The 17,636-nt window shown below is 57.4% G+C and carries 18 protein-coding genes; 9 read left to right on the top strand and 9 right to left on the bottom strand.

The genetic code is table 11. The features are described 5' to 3' along the window. Nucleotides 1-191: 191 nt before the first annotated feature. Entirely contained in the window at nucleotides 192-1,394 is a 1,203-nt protein-coding gene (tyrS, locus tag QPL94_RS18105) for a tyrosine--tRNA ligase (RefSeq protein WP_285359344.1), read from the bottom strand. A 306-nt stretch (nucleotides 1,395-1,700) separates the two neighbouring features. Between tyrS and QPL94_RS18110 the strand changes: the two genes are divergently transcribed. Together QPL94_RS18110 and QPL94_RS18115 are read left to right on the top strand one after the other, a co-directional pair. Further along, on the top strand, nucleotides 1,701-3,101 hold the full coding sequence (locus QPL94_RS18110; protein WP_285359345.1) for an OapA family protein: 1,401 nt from the start codon (nucleotides 1,701-1,703) through the stop codon (nucleotides 3,099-3,101). Nucleotides 3,102-3,104: 3 nt separating this feature from the next. Further along, on the top strand, nucleotides 3,105-4,202 hold the full coding sequence (locus QPL94_RS18115) for an anhydro-N-acetylmuramic acid kinase (protein WP_285359346.1): 1,098 nt from the start codon (nucleotides 3,105-3,107) through the stop codon (nucleotides 4,200-4,202). Nucleotides 4,203-4,226: 24 nt separating this feature from the next. Here QPL94_RS18115 and erpA read toward each other — a convergent pair whose 3' ends face one another. From erpA to argC, 4 genes are all read right to left on the bottom strand, one after another. Continuing rightward, a complete protein-coding gene (erpA, locus tag QPL94_RS18120) occupies nucleotides 4,227-4,556 on the bottom strand; it encodes an iron-sulfur cluster insertion protein ErpA (protein ID WP_199491044.1) in 330 nt (109 codons plus the stop codon). Between the two features lie 89 nt (nucleotides 4,557-4,645). Beyond that, a complete protein-coding gene (locus tag QPL94_RS18125; protein ID WP_285359347.1) occupies nucleotides 4,646-5,119 on the bottom strand; it encodes a bactofilin family protein in 474 nt (157 codons plus the stop codon). 1 nt (nucleotide 5,120) lies between these two features. Next, nucleotides 5,121-5,861 carry a DUF6776 family protein gene (locus QPL94_RS18130; RefSeq protein ID WP_285359348.1) on the bottom strand — a complete coding sequence of 247 codons (741 nt, stop codon included), beginning with the start codon at nucleotides 5,859-5,861 and terminating at the stop codon, nucleotides 5,121-5,123. Between the two features lie 9 nt (nucleotides 5,862-5,870). Then, nucleotides 5,871-6,908 carry an N-acetyl-gamma-glutamyl-phosphate reductase gene (argC, locus tag QPL94_RS18135; RefSeq protein WP_285359349.1) on the bottom strand — a complete coding sequence of 346 codons (1,038 nt, stop codon included), beginning with the start codon at nucleotides 6,906-6,908 and terminating at the stop codon, nucleotides 5,871-5,873. 134 nt (nucleotides 6,909-7,042) lie between these two features. Between argC and QPL94_RS18140 the strand changes: the two genes are divergently transcribed. The 6 genes from QPL94_RS18140 to QPL94_RS18165 all read left to right on the top strand — a co-directional run bounded on the left by QPL94_RS18140 (nucleotide 7,043) and on the right by QPL94_RS18165 (nucleotide 13,303). Next, entirely contained in the window at nucleotides 7,043-8,827 is a 1,785-nt protein-coding gene (locus QPL94_RS18140; RefSeq protein WP_285359350.1) for a chloride channel protein, read from the top strand. Nucleotides 8,828-8,830: 3 nt separating this feature from the next. Beyond that, nucleotides 8,831-9,253 carry a protoporphyrinogen oxidase HemJ gene (gene hemJ, locus QPL94_RS18145; RefSeq protein ID WP_285359351.1) on the top strand — a complete coding sequence of 141 codons (423 nt, stop codon included), beginning with the start codon at nucleotides 8,831-8,833 and terminating at the stop codon, nucleotides 9,251-9,253. Nucleotides 9,254-9,291: 38 nt separating this feature from the next. Next, a complete protein-coding gene (gene thiD / locus QPL94_RS18150; RefSeq protein WP_285359572.1) occupies nucleotides 9,292-10,053 on the top strand; it encodes a bifunctional hydroxymethylpyrimidine kinase/phosphomethylpyrimidine kinase in 762 nt (253 codons plus the stop codon). Continuing rightward, nucleotides 10,041-10,754, top strand: coding sequence for a thiamine phosphate synthase (gene thiE, locus QPL94_RS18155; RefSeq protein ID WP_285359352.1), 714 nt, complete (start codon nucleotides 10,041-10,043; stop codon nucleotides 10,752-10,754). The genes thiD and thiE overlap by 13 nt, the downstream gene beginning before the upstream one ends. Before the next feature lie 3 nt (nucleotides 10,755-10,757). Next, on the top strand, nucleotides 10,758-12,038 hold the full coding sequence (hemL, locus tag QPL94_RS18160; RefSeq protein ID WP_285359353.1) for a glutamate-1-semialdehyde 2,1-aminomutase: 1,281 nt from the start codon (nucleotides 10,758-10,760) through the stop codon (nucleotides 12,036-12,038). Nucleotides 12,039-12,382: 344 nt separating this feature from the next. After that, nucleotides 12,383-13,303, top strand: coding sequence for a lipase family alpha/beta hydrolase (locus QPL94_RS18165; protein WP_502881560.1), 921 nt, complete (start codon nucleotides 12,383-12,385; stop codon nucleotides 13,301-13,303). A gap of 36 nt (nucleotides 13,304-13,339) precedes the next feature. Here QPL94_RS18165 and QPL94_RS18170 read toward each other — a convergent pair whose 3' ends face one another. The 4 genes from QPL94_RS18170 to QPL94_RS18185 all read right to left on the bottom strand — a co-directional run bounded on the left by QPL94_RS18170 (nucleotide 13,340) and on the right by QPL94_RS18185 (nucleotide 16,509). Continuing rightward, a complete protein-coding gene (locus QPL94_RS18170) occupies nucleotides 13,340-14,650 on the bottom strand; it encodes a tetratricopeptide repeat protein (protein ID WP_285359354.1) in 1,311 nt (436 codons plus the stop codon). 149 nt (nucleotides 14,651-14,799) lie between these two features. Next, nucleotides 14,800-15,198, bottom strand: a complete 399-nt coding sequence (locus tag QPL94_RS18175) for a hypothetical protein (RefSeq protein ID WP_285359355.1) — start codon at nucleotides 15,196-15,198, stop codon at nucleotides 14,800-14,802. Further along, a complete protein-coding gene (locus QPL94_RS18180) occupies nucleotides 15,195-15,911 on the bottom strand; it encodes an anti-sigma factor family protein (RefSeq protein WP_285359356.1) in 717 nt (238 codons plus the stop codon). The genes QPL94_RS18175 and QPL94_RS18180 overlap by 4 nt, the downstream gene beginning before the upstream one ends. A 10-nt stretch (nucleotides 15,912-15,921) precedes the next feature. Next, nucleotides 15,922-16,509, bottom strand: coding sequence for an RNA polymerase sigma factor (locus QPL94_RS18185; RefSeq protein ID WP_285359357.1), 588 nt, complete (start codon nucleotides 16,507-16,509; stop codon nucleotides 15,922-15,924). Between the two features lie 217 nt (nucleotides 16,510-16,726). On the opposite strand from QPL94_RS18185, the gene QPL94_RS18190 reads away from it, so the two are divergent. Continuing rightward, nucleotides 16,727-17,629 carry a DUF4382 domain-containing protein gene (locus QPL94_RS18190; RefSeq protein ID WP_285359358.1) on the top strand — a complete coding sequence of 301 codons (903 nt, stop codon included), beginning with the start codon at nucleotides 16,727-16,729 and terminating at the stop codon, nucleotides 17,627-17,629. The last annotated feature ends 7 nt before the right edge of the window (nucleotides 17,630-17,636 follow it).

A 17,636-nucleotide genomic window follows, 5' to 3' on the forward strand; every position in this document is an offset into this window, starting at 1 on the left:
TCGAATCGCTGCCTTGTCAACCGCTTTCTGAAGAATTTAAAAACTTGAAATCTTCAGGTAATTCAAACGGTTGCCTTTCAATTTCTGACCCGCCCCAGGGGCGTGTCCCTCGAAAGAGATGCGTATTCTACAGAGCTCACTCGAGGTGTCAACGCGCTTTTGGATATTTTCTCAGAAACCCCGGATTCCGATCAATCCTTGACCAGAACACGGGCAATCTTCTTCTTACCTGCCTGGACAACACAGTCATCACCAGCGGCAAACAACCGTTCGTCCGTTACCTGCTCACCATTAATGTAGACAGCGCCGCGACCGAACACGTCCTTCGCAGCCTTGCCATTGCTCGCCAGGTTGGCCTCCTTGAGCAATGACACAATATGCAATTCACCGCGCCCGGCCAGGGAAACCTCCACTACTGGTACATTCTCAGGGATCTCGCCAAGGCCCACCCGATTACCGGCCGACTTGTGAGCCGTCGCAGCCGCTTCGGCGTCGTGGAAACGGGTAATGATCTCTTCCGCCAGGAGCTTCTTGTACTCCTGCGGGTTGGCGCCATTGTCTACGGCAGCGTGAAACTCCTCCACTTCGGCCAGCGGCCGGAAGCTCAACAATTCAAAGTAACGCCAAAGCAGATCGTCCGGCATGGACAGCAATTTGGTGTACATCTCACCGGGCGAGTCGTTGACTCCTACATAGTTGCCAAGGGACTTCGACATTTTCTGGACGCCGTCGAGCCCTTCGAGTATCGGCATGGTGAGAACGACCTGAGGCGACTGCCCATAATGTCTCTGCAGAATGCGCCCCATCAGAAGGTTGAATTTCTGGTCAGTTCCTCCCAGCTCGACATCGGCCTCGAGTGCCACTGAATCGTAGCCCTGAACAAGAGGATAAAGGAACTCGTGGATGGCAATGGGCTGTTCGGCGCGATAGCGCTTGGTGAAGTCGTCTCGCTCCAACATCCGTGCGACGGTGTACTGGCCGGCCAGGCGGATCATGTCTGCAGCGGAGAGCTTGCTCATCCAGTCGGAATTGAAAACGACCCGGGTCTTCCCGGGATCCAGGATTTTGAACACCTGCTCTTTATAGCTAATGGCATTTTCGGCCACCTGCGCCTCGGTGAGTGGAGGACGGGTAGCGCTCTTACCGGTTGGATCGCCAATCATTCCGGTAAAGTCACCAATAAGAAAAATAACCTCGTGCCCCAGATCCTGAAACTGGCGAAGCTTGTTGATCAGCACGGTATGCCCCAGGTGCAGATCAGGCGCCGTCGGATCAAACCCTGCCTTGATCCTGAGAGGGCGCCCCTCTCGAAGTTTTTCAACCAGCGCCTCTTCGGAAATCAACTCATCCATGCCGCGCTTGACTACGGCCAAGGCCTCATCAATAGATGCCATAAACCACACATCCTCAATTCTGATGGTTTGGGCGGAAGGACGGTTACAGACCACTACAAAAGAAATCTGTGCGTTACCGGCCTCCCTGCTACAGTATTCCTGCTCAGTTTTTAAACAGGGCCGCGTATTTAAGGCGGGGGATTATAGCAACCCTTACCCAGGAAATCCGGTCCGCGTACCACCAACGGTAATGTTTGAAGCTGTCCTGAGCGCATTTTATACGGTAATCTGTTGGTCTATACTTGAACAACAGCTTTAATTAGGTAGTACAACCTACCGGAATGCCGATCAAAACGGATGCGACACGTGCTGAAAATGTTTCCAAAAACACATATTACCATCGCCGCCGCGACCAGCGTGGTCATCGCCGCCGCGATTCTCATGAGCCCAAGTGCCAACGTTGAAGCCAACAGAATGGCCTACGCACTCGATCTCGATGAAGGCACCGTCAGCGAGTCAGGCAGTCGGCCCGCCAAACAGGCGAAGAGCAACGATAAACCGGCTCCTGATTCTGAAGTATCCACAGCCACAAAAGAACCCGAGCTGCCTGAGGCACTTGATACTGCAGCTGCCATCGCGGAGGCCAGCGAGCCTGAGCTGCAATGGCAAGAGTACAAGATCAAGTCCGGCGACACCCTGTCGTCCCTCTTCGGTAAAGCCGGATTCAACGACGGCATCATGCTGTCTGTTATTCATGGCGACGGCGAAGCGGACAAATTACAGCGGCTTTATGCCGGTGAAACCATCTCGTTCGCAACCGATGACGCCGGCGAACTGACAGCGGTTGACCTTCAGCGCAACCTTCTGGAAAGCCTTCGTGTCGAGAAAACCGAAGATGGCTTTAAAGGCGAAACGGTGGTTCGTGAACCCGATGTAAAACCCGCCTTTGCCTCCGGCATTATTGACGGTTCGCTTTATGTAGCCGCCCGGGAAGCCGGTATGTCAGACAGGCTGGCGATGGAAATGGCAGGCATCTTCGGCTGGAACATCGACTTCGTCTATGACGTGCGCAAGGGCGACCGGTTTGAAGTGGTTTATGAAGAGTTGTACCTGGATGGTGAAAAGTTCGACACCGGCAACATTATCTCCGCCCGCTTCGTTAACCAGGGCAAGGACGTCATCGCACTGCAGTACACCGACAGCAGCGGCGATACCGACTACTACAGCCCCGATGGCAGCAGCATGCGCAAGGCGTTCCTGAGAACACCGATCAGTGCGCGGGTTTCTTCATCCTTTAACCTGCAGCGTCGCCATCCGGTGCTGGATGTGGTTCGTCCTCACGAAGGCACAGACTACGCAGCACCTCCGGGAACACCGATCAAGGCAGCCGGTCACGGCCGGGTTCAGTTTGCAGGCTGGAAAGGGGGTTATGGGCGCACCGTTATTCTCAAGCACGGTGACAACATCACTACCCTTTATGCCCACATGAGCCGCCTCGGCAAAGGCATAAAGACTGGCACGCGCGTCAAACAGGGCGACACCATCGGCCACGTGGGTTCATCCGGCATGGTAACCGGCCCTCACCTTCATTATGAGTTCCGGGTGAATGGATCCCCGAGAAATTCCCGGACCGTGAAACTGCCGGATGCCAAGCCGGTACCACAGTCTGAAATGGCCCGCTTCAAAAAGCACGCCAATCAGCAGGTGGCCAAGTTTGAGCTGTTCCGTCAGGATTACCAGCAACTGGCCCTGGCCGCAGACGAATAAAACATGAAAGCCTGGATTGGATTGATGTCCGGCACCAGTATGGATGGCATCGACGCCATACTGGTGTCTTTCCGGGACCGAAACATTCAGATTCACGCCACTCACACCACCGATTATCCTGACGACATCCGCCAGCGACTTGCCAACCTCAGCCAGAACCGCGGCACCCCGGATGACCTTGGAGAGCTGGACCACGCAACCGGCTCCCTGTTTGCCCTTGCCGCAAGCAGTGTCATTGAAAAGTCCGGCTTCCCGTCGACGTCGATTGCAGCCATTGGCAGCCATGGGCAGACGATTCGACACCAGCCAGACGGTTCAGCACCCTTTTCCATTCAGGTTGGCGACCCTACCCTCATTGCAGAACGCACCGGCATAACAACCGTTGCCGACTTCCGACGTCGCGACCTGGCAGCCGGAGGGCAAGGCGCGCCACTGGTCCCGGCGTTCCACAAAGCGTTCTTCAGCGATGCCGCAGAGGACCGCTGCATTCTTAACCTTGGCGGCATTGCCAATATCACCCACCTGCCTGCCAGCGACAAAGCGCCTGTCACCGGCTTTGACACCGGACCATCGAATGCACTGATGGATGCATGGTGCCTGGATCAGACTGGCCGCGCCTATGACAAGGATGGCGCCTGGGCAGATGAAGGCATCGTGGACCAGAGCCTGCTGGGCGATATGCTTTCCGAGGCCTACTTCTCGCGACAGCCGCCCAAAAGCACCGGTACTGAAAAGTTCAACCTGGAATGGCTGAAGGTTCTGTTGAACCGGCACCCGGACCTTCCCGGGGCCGATGTCCAGAGGACTCTGCTGGAACTGACGGCCGTCACCGTGGCACAGCAGATACCCCCCTCACCGGGAATGACCATTTTTGTATGCGGCGGGGGAGCCAGAAACAAGGTGCTTATGCGGGAACTGAAACGAACCTGCAGCCCTTTACGAATTGCTTCTACAGCAGAGTTGGGCCTGGATCCACAATGGGTTGAGCCAGCAGCGTTTGCCTGGCTGGCCAGCCAGACACTGTCAGGAAAATCGGGAAACCTGCCGGAAGTGACAGGCGCAAGCGGGGAGAGAATTCTGGGCGCTGTCTATTACGCCTGAGCTGGTGCGCCAGACAGCGTCGCGTCAGATGGAAAAGGAACTGCCGCAACCACACGTGGAGCTCGCGTTGGGATTCTGCACCACAAACTGTGAACCCTGCAGCCCTTCCTGGTAATCCACGGTTGCCCCCACCAGGTACTGATAGCTCATGGGATCCACCAGTAACATCACACCATCCTTCTCAATAACGGTGTCTTCTTCGTCCTGAGCCTCGTCAAACGAGAACCCGTACTGGAAACCAGAGCAACCACCACCGGTCACAAACACGCGAAGCTTGAGGTCAGAGTTGCCCTCTTCCTCAACAAGATCACGCACTTTGGACACCGCACTGTCACTGAAAAATACCGGTGTCATTGCCTGTTGCTGAACTACACTCAAGTCCGCCTCCGGTTTGCCTGGATAAAATCTGACCTGATTATCGTATTCCTGACTAAAACAATCAACTATTCCTTGTCAGGTACCGCTGTATCACCGTGGTCTTCGGCTTTGGCTTCGTCGGCCACCCGGGCACTGGCCTGGTGCTTGTCGCGGCCAAGCAGCCCGACCGGTTCGTTCTGGTGAACCAGGCTGCCATTCACCGAGGCACCCATGGCCATTTCAATCAGGTTGTAATAGACATTGCCGTGAATCGACGCCTTTTCCGCCAGCTCAAGGTGCGTGGATGCATAGACGTCCCCATGCACTGTGCCATTGACGATCACGTGGGGTGCAACAATGTCCCCTTCCACAGAGCCGACTTCAGACACTCTGAGCACCGCGTCGCCGCCTTCTTCCGCGACCACCCGGCCGCGAATCGTGCCGTCAACGTGAAGCCCACCGGAGAAATGCACGTCCCCCTCCACCGTTGTGCGGGACGAGACGAGGGTATCAAAATGCCCACTGGGGCGGCGGGGTTTCTGTTTCTTCTTGCCAAGCATGTCAGTTCTCCGTTAATTCATCCCAGTCAAATGTACGCTCAGCCTGGGACGATTTATTACCTTCGGCACGTGCCACCACCTGAACCTCAAGGGGTTCAAAACCATCCGGTAGCCGCAACAGGCCCTCAATATCCTGGAAGTATCGATAGCGGAACCTGACGCCGAGGTCATCAATATCGTCGGACAGATCCCGCAGTGCGATTACTTCCTTTTCGTCGTTACGCATGCCGATTACGTTTACCGCAACCACGCCTGCGATATAGCTTTTGTTGTCGCCTACCTGAGTCAGTACCAGTTTGAAGTTGTAAGCTCCGTCCTGACGCGCACGTTGCATAGCCAGTCGGTCAACCTGCAAGCCTTTGCTGGTTTCCGAGGGTGCCATAATGTTTTTATAGAAAGTCAGATCCGCTTTCAGTGATGCGATCTGCGTTTCCAGAGCTACGATGGTTCTGCGGGCCTGATTCAGGGCCTGGGCATCGATGGTTCGCCCCCGCTCGAGATTAACCAGTTGCTGACTCGTTTCCCGGTTCTGCTCCCGCAGCTGTTCAACCTGCTCCTCAAGGCGATCGCGGGACTCCTCCGCGGTGGAAAACCGGAATCCGCCCTGGGCCATGCCCGTCGCGTACCCGAGCACCGCGGCGGTAATGGAGAATGTCAGCAGTATCAGGGTACGGCGAAGCCGGTAGCCCGGGCGATGGCGGATGACAACGTATTCTTCAGCGGGCTTTCTGGATTCACTCACCGGGAGAACCTATGGCAGCAACGCGGGCGCTTCCAGCCCCATGGTTTCCTGCAGGCCGAACATGATGTTCATGTTCTGGATGGCCTGTCCTGCCGCACCTTTCACCAGGTTATCAATAACCGATGAAATGATAACGATGTTGCTCTGTTCCTGCCGATGGAGCGCCATGCGGCACTGGTTGGCACCACGGACGCTGCGGGTTTCCGGGTGGCTGCCAAAGGGCATCACATCCACAAAAGGCTCGTCCCGGAATCGCTCTTCGTACAATGACTGCAAACGATCAAAGTCAGCAGGGTTACGCAGCTCCGCATAAAGCGTGGCTTCGATACCGCGCACCATCGGGATCAGGTGCGGCACGAAGGTGACACCCACTTCGCTGCCAGCGGCCAGGGTCAGCCCCTGGCGGATTTCGGGAAGATGCCGGTGACCGGAGGCACCATAAGCCTTGAAGCTCTCACCGACCTCGCCGTGCAGCATGCCGATCTTGCCCTGCCGCCCGGCGCCACTGGCACCAGACTTGGCATCGGCAATCAGTCGCGATGGATCAACCAGCCCGTTCTCCAGCAAGGGCAGAAAGCCCAGTTGAACTGCTGTCGGGTAACAACCCGGATTGGCCACCAGTTGCGCGGTGCGAATCTCGCCCCTGACCACTTCCGGCAGGCCATAAATGGCCTTTTCTGCCCACTCGGGGCTTTCGTGGGGCATGCCATACCACTTGGCCCAGACATCAAGGTCTTTCAGGCGGAAGTCTGCAGACAGGTCCACAACACGGGCACCCGCAGCCATCAGTTCCGGCATCATGCGCATTGCCACGCCATGGGGGGTTGCGAAAAAGACCAGGTCACAGGCTGCCAGGGTTTCCACATCAGGCTCTGAAAAAGCGAGGTCGTAATGGCCACGCAGGTTCGGATACATGTCGGCAACCGGCATGCCCGCCTCCGAGCGCGATGTAATACAACTCACCGTTACTTCAGGATGAACCGCCAGGATTCTCAGAAGCTCAACACCGGTATAACCGGTTCCACCTACAATGCCTACTTTTATCACCAGTTACTCCAGCTACAAATCAGGTTCCCGAAAGCCCTATAGTCTAACATGATAAACCAATGACTTATTGCAGCCCCATCAGCGCTGGTTACAATATCGTCAGGAAATCACTCACCACCGGAAACCCGGCGTTCATGCGTAGATTCTGGCATAAGATTACCGAGAACCTGATCCCTGTTTTCCGCCGCCGGCTATCCGGTGTGGATGCATTGCCCCAACTGGCGGTTCTCGGGCTGCTGTCCGGGTTGTTTACCGGTGGCGTTATCCTGGTTTTCCGCCTGGCCATAGAGTGGCCGCTGGAATATTTCCTACCCGGTGAAGGCTCTGAATCTTTTGAAGAACTGGACATTCTCACCCGGGCAATCCTTCCTCTGGCCGGCGCTGTCGGCCTCGGCCTGCTGATGCACAATCTCGCCACCCATGACCGCAAGGTGGGTATCGTGCACGTGATGGAACGCCTGAACTACCATCAGGGCTATATTTCAATTCGCAGCGCCCTGGTTCAGTTCGTGACAGGGGTCAGTACAGTGGTCACCGGCCAATCCGCCGGACGGGAGGGGCCCGCGGTGCATCTTGGTGCCGCTTTTTCAAGCCTCATGGGCCAGTGGATGCGACTGCCCAACAACAGCATTCGCACACTGGTTGCCTGCGGGTGCGCCGCTGCCATTTCCGCGTCATTCAACACCCCGATATCCGGCGTTATCTTCGCCATGGAAGTGGTGATGATGGAATACACCATTGCCGGCTTTACGCCTATCATCCTGGCGTCAGTGACCGCTGCTGTGGTGAGCCAGGCCATGTACGGTTCTGAGGTTGCCTTCAGCGTACCTCCGCTGACCATGAACTCATTGCTGGAAATCCCCTGGATTATCGCAATAGCGATCATTATCGGGGTTGCCGCGGCGGCGTTCATACAATTGGTGGACACAACCGGCCGCCACCACCACCGCCCGGTACTGCTACGGCTTACTATTGCGGGGCTTCTCATGGTGCCGTTTGCCATAGTGGTGCCAGAAGTCATGGGCATCGGCTACGATACGGTCCAGTTTACTCTCGACAACCAACTGCCATTCTGGCTTCTGCTCGGTGCCGGCGTTGCCAAACTGATCATCACTTCGGTCACGATCGGCCTTGGCATGCCCAGCGGGGTAATTGGACCCACGCTATTTATGGGGGCGACACTGGGTGGCGCCATGGGCCTGATTGCCGCTCAGGTTTTTCCGGATACCGCTTCCTCCGTCGGCTTCTATGCCATGCTGGGGATGGGCGCAATGATGGGTGCTGTGCTACAGGCTCCACTTGCAGCACTGATGGCTCTGATGGAACTTACCAGAAACCCGAACATCATCCTGCCGGGCATGCTGGTGATTACCACCGCCAGCCTGGTGACCAGTGAAGCCTTCGGCAAGAAGTCACTTTTCCTGACCATTCTCAAGAGCCAGGGGCTGAGTTATCAGAATTCTCCCGTGATCCAGGCGCTGAGGCGGGTGTCGGTGGGGGCCATCATGGACAGGAGCATTCTTCGCACCGAGCGCTTCCTGTCCCGGGAGGAGGCTGGCAAGATTCTGAAGTCCGAGCCCAAATGGCTGGTGGTTGAAGGCAGCAGCGGGCCCACCGCCCTCTTACCCGCCGTGGATCTGGCGCGTTATCTGGAAGACACCAAGCCATCAGCCAACAGCGAGCAGGAAGCGGAAGAAGAAACCCCTGAGCAGATCGACCTTATGGACATTCCCGCCAATCGCCGGGACATTGCCCCGGTCCAATACCAGGCCACACTGGAAGAGGCACTGAATGAGTTTGAGCACACCAGCGTAGAAGCCCTGTATGTTCAACGCCACGTTGCGCCGATGATTCAGCGGGTCTACGGCGTGGTACTGAAAACCGATATCGAAAGCTACTACCAATACCGACGGAGTTAACCAATGCTTTGGGTCAAAGCCCTGCATATTATTGCCATGGTGTGCTGGTTCGCCGGCATTTTTTACCTGCCCCGACTGTTTGTCTATCACGCTGCCTGCGAGGACAAAGCCGGACGGGAGCGCTTCAAGATCATGGAGCGCAAACTCTACCGGGGCATCACTACGCCATCGATGATTGCAACCGTCGTTTTTGGACTCTGGCTCATCAGTTACAATGTGCAGGGGTACATGAGCCAGGGCTGGCTGCATGCCAAGCTGTTGCTGGTGGTTCTGCTGATTGGCTACCACTTCTACTGCGGCCACCTGGTAAAAGTATTCCGTGACGACAGAAACACCCGCAGCCACGTATTCTATCGCTGGTTCAACGAAGTGCCAGTGCTGGTTCTGGTTGCCGTTGTCATCCTTGCTTCCGTTAAACCATTCTGAGGAGCCTGACCATCAAACTGCATAGCCGCCCTCACGTTCTGATTGTTTCCGGCCTTGATCCGTCGGGGGGCGCCGGTATCCAGGCCGACATCCAGGCCATTACCTCACTGGGTTGCCACCCCATGCCGGTGCTCTCATGCCTGACAGTCCAGGACACCCGGAATGTCTACAATGCCACCGCCACGGACCCGGAGATTATCCGCCAGCAACTGGAGTGCCTGGCGGCCGACTCCCCCATTCATGCGATAAAAACCGGTGCCCTGGGCAGTGCCGATGTAGTGGATGTGTTGGTGGATTTTCTGGCCGGGCATCCCGACATTCCGCTGATTACCGATCCGGTGATCAAGGCGGCGGGTGGCGGCGATCTGGCTGACGAGGCCCTGATTACCCGCATGAAGGAGCACCTGTTCCGGCATGCGGAGATCATTACGCCCAACGGTGTTGAGTTGGCCTTGCTCGGCGGCGATGAAGACGAGGCCCGTGCGGCCCACAACCTGCTGGAAGCCGGCTGTCAGTCAGTGCTGGCAACGGGAGGCCACGGTGAAGGCGAGAAAATCATCAACACGCTTTATTCTCACGATCAGGAGCCGTTGTACTTCTACATTGAGCGCATTGGCGGTGAATACCACGGCACCGGATGTACCCTGGCCGCTTCCATTGCTGCCGGCAGGGCGTCCGGGCTTTCGGCCCGGGCCTCCATAGCCCAGGCACAGAATTATGTGCTGCGCGCTATCCGGCACGCACTGAAAGTCGGCAACGGGCAACCGGTACCGGACCGGGGCATCCCATGGGAGAGCTAGACTCACCGGGCACTTTCAGTGCCAGCGCCACGGCCAAGGGGCTGCGACCAGGCCTTTATGCCATCACCGACAGCCAGCTTTTACCGGCAGACAAACTTCTGGCGGCCGTGGAAGCCGCCCTTCGTGGTGGCGCCGTGCTGGTCCAGTATCGGGAGAAGAATGCCCCGCAACCCGAACGTCTCCGGCAGGCCAGGGACCTGGCCGCGATTTGCAACAATGCCCGGGTACCACTGATCATCAACGATGATCCGGAGCTGGCCAAACGTTGCGGCGCCGCCGGCGTTCATCTGGGACAATCCGACGGTTCCCTCGTTGCCGCCAGACAGCAGCTCGGCGAACATGCGATCATAGGGGCAACGTGCCATGCCGATCTGGCCCTGGCGACCAGCGCCGACCGTGATAGCGCCGACTACCTGGCGTTCGGTCGGTTTTTCAATTCGAACACAAAGCCCGATGCACCCGCCGCCGACACCTCGGTACTGGCCCGGGCCCGACAATTCGGCAAGCCGGTTACGGCGATTGGCGGCATTACCACCGACAACGGCGAAGCCCTGATCCGTGCCGGCACCGACCTGCTGGCGGTGGTTGGCGGCCTTTTCGACGGTGACCCGGCATCCATTGAAGAGCGCGCACGCTGGTTTACCCGGCTTTTTGCTGACCATCACCCACTGTTTTCATTTTCCGACCATCAGGAGTCCTGAACCATGACCCAGTCCGAAACCCTATTCGCCGAGGCTCAGAAATACATTCCCGGAGGGGTCAACTCCCCGGTCAGGGCCTTCAAGGGAGTCGGCGGTACACCGCTGTTTTTCAAGCACGCTGAAGGCGCCTATCTTTACGACGAAGACGACCGCCGCTACATCGATTACATCGGATCCTGGGGGCCGATGATCCTTGGCCACGGCAACCAGACCATCAAGGATGCCCTGCACGCCCAGGTGGACCAGGGCATCGGCTATGGCGCCCCTACCGCGCTGGAAACGGAAATGGCGAAGAAGGTCTGTGAGCTGGTGCCGTCCATCGACCTGGTGCGAATGGTGAACTCCGGCACCGAAGCCACCATGAGCGCGGTACGCCTGGCGCGGGGTTATACCAGCCGCGACAAGATCGTGAAATTCGAAGGCTGCTACCACGGCCACGTGGATTCGCTGCTGGTGAAAGCCGGCTCTGGCGCCCTCACTCTGGGAGTACCCAATTCCCCGGGTATTCCCGCCAGCCTTGCGGAACACACGCTGACCCTGACCTTCAACGATATCGACAGCGTTCGGGAAACCTTCGCCAAAATGGGCGATGAAATTGCTGCCATCATCGTCGAACCAGTTGCTGGCAACATGAACTGTATCCCTCCGGTACCGGGTTTCCTGGAAGGCCTGCGGGAAGTATGTGACGAGCATGGCACCGTGCTCATTTTTGACGAAGTCATGACCGGGTTCCGGGTGTCCCTCGGTGGCGCCCAGGGCTTTTATGGCGTAACCCCGGACCTGACGGCACTGGGCAAGGTGATCGGTGGCGGCCTGCCGGTCGGTGCCTTCGGAGGCAAGCGGGAAATCATGGAACACATCTCGCCTCTGGGCCCGGTATACCAGGCTGGCACACTCAGTGGCAACCCGCTGGCGATGTGCGCCGGGCTGGCCACACTGAATGCCATTTCCGAACCGGGCTTTCACGATCGGCTGACAGAGAAAACCAATGCCGTGCGTGACGGGCTTAAAGAGGCCGCGGACAGCACCGGCATTCCCCTGGCCGTGCAAAGCGCTGGCGCCATGTTCGGGTTCTTCTTCACCGATGCGCCCAGCATTACACGCTTCGACCAGGTAATGGCCTGCGACGTGGAACGGTTCAAAAAATTCTTCCAGGGCATGCTGAAGGAAGGCGTCTACCTGGCGCCGTCTGCCTTTGAGGCAGGCTTCACCAGTGCAGCGCTGACTGACGACGACATCCACCAGACCATCGAAGCGGCACGCAGGGTCATGGCCACACTCTGACTCGCAAAGAAATACGACAAACCTCCGCCCCCAACCGCGGAGGTTTGTCGGCCCGAAAGACATGTCTTTCCGGGCCACTTGAGTGAAGCAGGTCACACTTCACCGGTAACAAACCCACCTCGGCCCTTCCTGCCGTTGACTTAGCCCTCCTCATGATCAAATTATGTGCATATCTCATGCAATGAGATGCACTGACTGCGACCATCTAACAATCAATAAAAGAAGTCAGCGCAGGGAAGCACCACACAATTGCCCCGGATCGCCTGCAAGACGGGTATCGGCAAAACCTGTTAGGTCGAGCCGCAGTTTGACAACAAATACAACAGCAAACTGTAGGTGCAACAATGAAACAATGGATCAAGGCATTCACCATGCTGCTTGTGCTGGCATGGTCAGCGCCAACAATGGCCTGGTGGTGGGATTCCACTCCTTCCAACTACACCGACACCCGCTATCCCGTGGTGCTGGTTCACGGCATGTTCGGCTTCGATTCGATCGCTGGCGTGGATTACTGGTATGGCATCGCCGAAGATCTGCGCAAATACGGCGCTGATGTTTACACCACCCAGGTCCCCGCCCTGGACAGCACCATTGCCAGAGGCGAGGCACTCCTTCCTCAGATTGCGTCAATCGCGGCCATTCACGGCAAGGTAAACCTGATTGGCCACAGCCATGGCGGGCCAACGGCACGTTATATCGCCAGGGTGCGGCCTGACCTGGTGGCCTCGGTCACATCGGTGGGCTCACCCCATAAGGGCTCGCCGGTTGCAGACCTGATCTACGGTTCCCCCGCCGAAAGTCTGGCGGCATCGCTGGGTAACGCGCTTGGCAATCTGATTGACCTGCTGTCTGGCGGTGGTTACAACCAGGACCTGAGCTCCAGCCTTTACTCACTAACCACCCACGGCAGCGCCGAATTCAATAATTTTGCGCCGGCGGGTGTTCCCAACACCTCTTGTGGTGAAGGATCCTATGCGGCCAACGGCGTGCGTTTCTATTCCTGGGGAGGTACCGGCGTTCTGACCAACGTGCTTGATCCGTCAGATGCGCTGCTGGGCACCACCAGCCTGGCGTTCGGCTTCAGTGCCAATGATGGCCTGGTCGGGCGTTGCAGCAACCATTTTGGCAAGGTCATCCGCGACAACTATTTCATGAACCATCTGGACGAGGTGAACCAGGCGCTGGGCCTGCATAGCCTGTTCGAGACAGACCCGAAAACAGTGTACCTGCAGCAGGCCAACCGGCTCAGAAACGCCGGCCTCTGAGTAAGATCTGGCCGGGAATGGACGCCCGGCCCTGCATCAGAACCCCATTTCCACACCGATCATCACTTCGCGACGGCTGTAATCGTATCGCTCAATGGTGCTGCGGTTATTGAGCATGCTCCACTCCGCCAGCACCAGCCACGGGCCAGTCAGCCGGTACTCTGCCAGCAGAACACCCCGAAGGCGGTTGTCTGTTCGACGCTCAGAGACCACAGCGTTACCGGAAACCAACTGGTGATTATCCCGGTAGCGGGAATGGCGGATATCGCCTCTGGCACCCAGAGACAGACGGCCTGATACATAATAACGGGCCTCCGCCGACACCAGATTGCGTAACGGCGATACACTGAAGAATTCCTGCCCGGTTGTCAGATCCTTGCGATCGTTGACCTCAAGCTGATACCGGCCACTGAACAGCCAGCTTCCTGCACTTTTCCAGGCACTGACGTCTACCCGCAACATTTCCCCATCGTAGGCGCTGAAACCACTCCCGCCCCGGATAGTGGAAAGCGACCCGCTTGCGCTGCAGTCAACCCCGGACAGGATGGACATGAAAAAACATTGATCGGGCCGATAAACAGCCGCCAAGCGGACTTCCCGCTCAAGAACCTCTCCTCCGAACCACGAGCCCGCGACACTGAGGGTGGACTTGAGCTCACCTGCACCGACACCTTTGAGCAAGGAGGCGCCGGTGCTGAGGTAAGTGTTGTCGAATTCTGTGTTACCGGGATACTGACGTGAGTAGGCGACACCATGCAGGCCAAAGCCGTCATCACCTATGCGAGCGTTGCCTGCCGCCAGGAGATCCGCAAAAACGCCCGCTTGATTACTTGAGGCGTCATCCGGTGTTCCGGCGATGTTGTCGTCATAGCCACCGGCAGCCCAGAGATACCCGCTGCCACTGATATCGCCGAATCGGTCAGCTTCAGGCTCATCAAGCTGACGAAGGGCCAGCACCCGGACCTTTTCCGGCGACTCGGCGCCAGAAGCTTGCTCAAACCATCGACGGGCAGCCTCTGGACGCCCACTCTCCTGCATAACAAGCCCGAGGTTATAGCGGGCCAGAGGCGCATGGGGCGTGTCCAGTAACTCGAGGAAAACGGCTTCGGCCGACTCATACTGCCCGAGACGGAAATAGACCACACCAAGATTGTAAAGCAGTGACGGGGTGCTCAGGCCCGCGTTCCTGGCCCGCTCGAAATGCGCCCTGGCAGCGGTCAGCTCACCCGCGCCAAATGCCGCCACGCCGGCTTCAAAGTCCGGGTTGCCGGCACCTTCTTCTGCCATTGAGAAAGGTGCCAGAATCATCAGGGCAATAAACAGAATGGCTAATGTTATGGGCCGCAAGCCTTACTCCGGAGATAGCGGTGTGATAACCGATACCCTGCACCCGAGAAGTCAGGTGCGAGGACAGCAAAACCGGGAGTATAGCAAGGGACGAAGTGCTTCGTCGCAGGGGAGGAACATTACGATTACGATGGGAATAGAAGCCCGGGTCAGGGTAACTCGGGCTTTTCAGGGCGCCTGGACGCACCTGGTGGCTCTGGCCGATCGGGGCGCTCGCGCTGTTCATTACGTTCGCGGACTTCCTTTGCCCTCTCTGTCGCGGTCCGTGCCGCTTCACGACCCCTGTCCCGAGCTTCACGTGCTTTTTCGACGCCTCGTGCCGCACCGGTTGTATCAGCGGGTTTGCCCGCGTCGCCATTACGGCGTTCAAGGGCAACCGGCTCGCGCAGTTCAATCTCACGGACAACAGACTCCGTCAGATCGTCATTGTCTCTGACCATTCGCATGGTTACATCCAGGTCGTCGTCGGCGACCACGACTACGGGGGTTGCCAGCAATAACCCGAGGCAACCGCGAACAGCCAGCCTGCGCCAAAAACCGGGTGTCATGATGAAGGCTCCTGATCGCCATTCCCTGAAGCGCCGTTCAGGCTGGTGCGGAATGTCTTTGTTCTGCGGCCATCGTCAAGGTGGGCAACCAGTTCGCCCTCACCTGAAAACAGTATGTTGAGTGGCAGATTCACAACATTTTCGCCTTTATCCAGATCCACTTTCCAACTCAGCTTTTGATGGCCGGGGTAACTGGCAACTTCAACGTGAGGGGGCAGTTCCACTGTCAGGGTAACCCCTTCCAGCGCCTCCCTGGAGCTGAATGCCAGCCGTACATTGCGGGCAACTGGGCGGGCAACTGGCTCAGCGGCCAGGGTCTTGTCACCGCCAGCCTGTTCTGCCCCGGAGATCGCCTGTTCGGCGCCAGGCTCCGGGTCAGCCTTCCAGCCAAACCCCAATGCAATACCGATGACCAGGGCCGCCGCGACGGCGCCACTGGCCACAGGCGTGCTCCAGCCATGGCCATGAGAACCTTTCCCGGCTTCTCCGCCTTTTCCAGTGGCCGCCCCCAGAACCCGCGCCTCAAAACCGAACGAAGGAGCTGGCACGGCCTGGCTGTCCTGCAGCGAGTCAAATATTGCCTGTTCGTTGTGCGCGGCGATGGAACAACCCTTACAATCGGCAATATGCTGCTCAATGCGGCTGGCATGCGCCGCAGAAAGCTCGTTCCTGACCCAGGAACGCAGATTGTTTTTGCACTCGTTACACAACATATCCATCACCTCATTGTTCCACACGCCCGACCTGCGGAAAAAGTTCCGGTCGCCCAAGTAATTTTTCCCTGAGCGATGCTCGGCAACGATGAACCCGAGACTTCACCGTACCCACCGGTATTTCCAGCACCCGTGCGATATCCTCCTGACTCCAGCCGTCCACGTCGTGCAACAGCATCAACGTGCGCATATCCGGCGACAGTTCCTGGATCACAGAGTCCATGATGGGCTTCAGGCGACCTGCACTGATCTGTTCGGTCAGCTCCGGCATATCCGCTGCGTAGGAGTCGAGAAACGTAGCCTGCTGCTCCGGCTCCGCCACATCGCTTACCGGCCTGTCCGCGCGGCGGCCCTTGCGCCGCACCTGGTCAATGAAATGCCGATACAGCACCCGGTTAAGCCATGGCCGCAGTTGCTCAATTGACTCCAGTTCTTCAAGACGGGGGTAGAGTTTGACCACCACATCCTGAACCAGGTCTTCGGCATCCTGCTGTTGCCCCGCCAACCGGAAGGCAAAACGGTACATCGCCTCCAGGTGGGGCTGGACCAGTCTTTCAAATCGTTTGGACCGGGAAAGTTTAAAGGGAAGTAGTGACAAATCCGGTACTCATCTGATTAGTCGCCAAAAAGGAGTGGCAGTTTATAACACAACCAACGGCGAAGTATTGATTCATCACGTCGCAAATCCGGACAGCCTTAAACATGAGTAAAGGTTAACAGAAGGAATGGAACTTTTGTTGAAACCCGAACGTTTGGCGGTTACGGCCATTAAACATTCTTTGACCCGGCCAGTATTTTACACATTGGAGGTTTTAATGAATCAGTCGCTGAAATACCTGACAGTCGTTGGTTTTACCGGTGCTCTAGCCGCCTGTGGCGGCGGTGGCAGTAGTAGCAGTACCGGGGAAACGGGCAGCGTAAGCGTTGGTCTCACGGATGCGCCGGTGGACAGCGCGCGGGAAGTAAACATCGAGGTAACGGCACTGGTGCTCCAGCCCTCCGATGGCGAACGCAGCAGGTTCGAACTGGAATTCCCGGAACCTATCAACCTTCTGGACCTTCAGGGTGGCGCGTTTGAAAGCCTGATTTCCGATGAGGAAGTTCCCGCAGGCGCCTATAACTGGATGCGACTGGAGCTCGGCGACGACAACACTGTAGTCATCGATAACGAGACCGGGACCGGTACATACCCGCTGACCACGCCGTCTGCCAGAGGTGTGCAGACGTCAGGATTTACCGTTCCCGCCGGGGGTGAAGTCAGCCTTACCATCGACTTCGATGTGCGCAAGTCGCTGGTTAAAGCTGTCGGGCAGGATGGCTATAAGCTCAAGCCGGTGCTCAGGTTGGTTGATAACGCCCAGGTAGGTACTATCAAGGGCACCATTGGGCAGACTCTATTGGCAACCTGCACAGACGCTAACGCTTATGCTGGGGGTGTTTATATCTTCGAGGAACTCGATGTGACGCCGAATGATCTTGGCAGCGAAAATGAGCCGTTGGTCGTTGCACCGGTAGACACCGAAACTGGCGAATATGATTATACCGCCGCCTTCCTTCCGGCAGGTGATTACACGGTTGCCTATACCTGCGACATGGATGAACGCCAGGATGCTGAAGGCAATATGATTGACGAGGAGCTTGATTTCACTCCCGGGGTCAACGCTGAAGTCATTGAAGGCGAAGTGACTACCGTCGACTTGACTGCCGCCGAATCATAAACAGATG

This window comes from Marinobacter sp. SS13-12, from assembly GCF_030227115.1.
In the GTDB taxonomy this organism is placed as follows: domain Bacteria; phylum Pseudomonadota; class Gammaproteobacteria; order Pseudomonadales; family Oleiphilaceae; genus Marinobacter.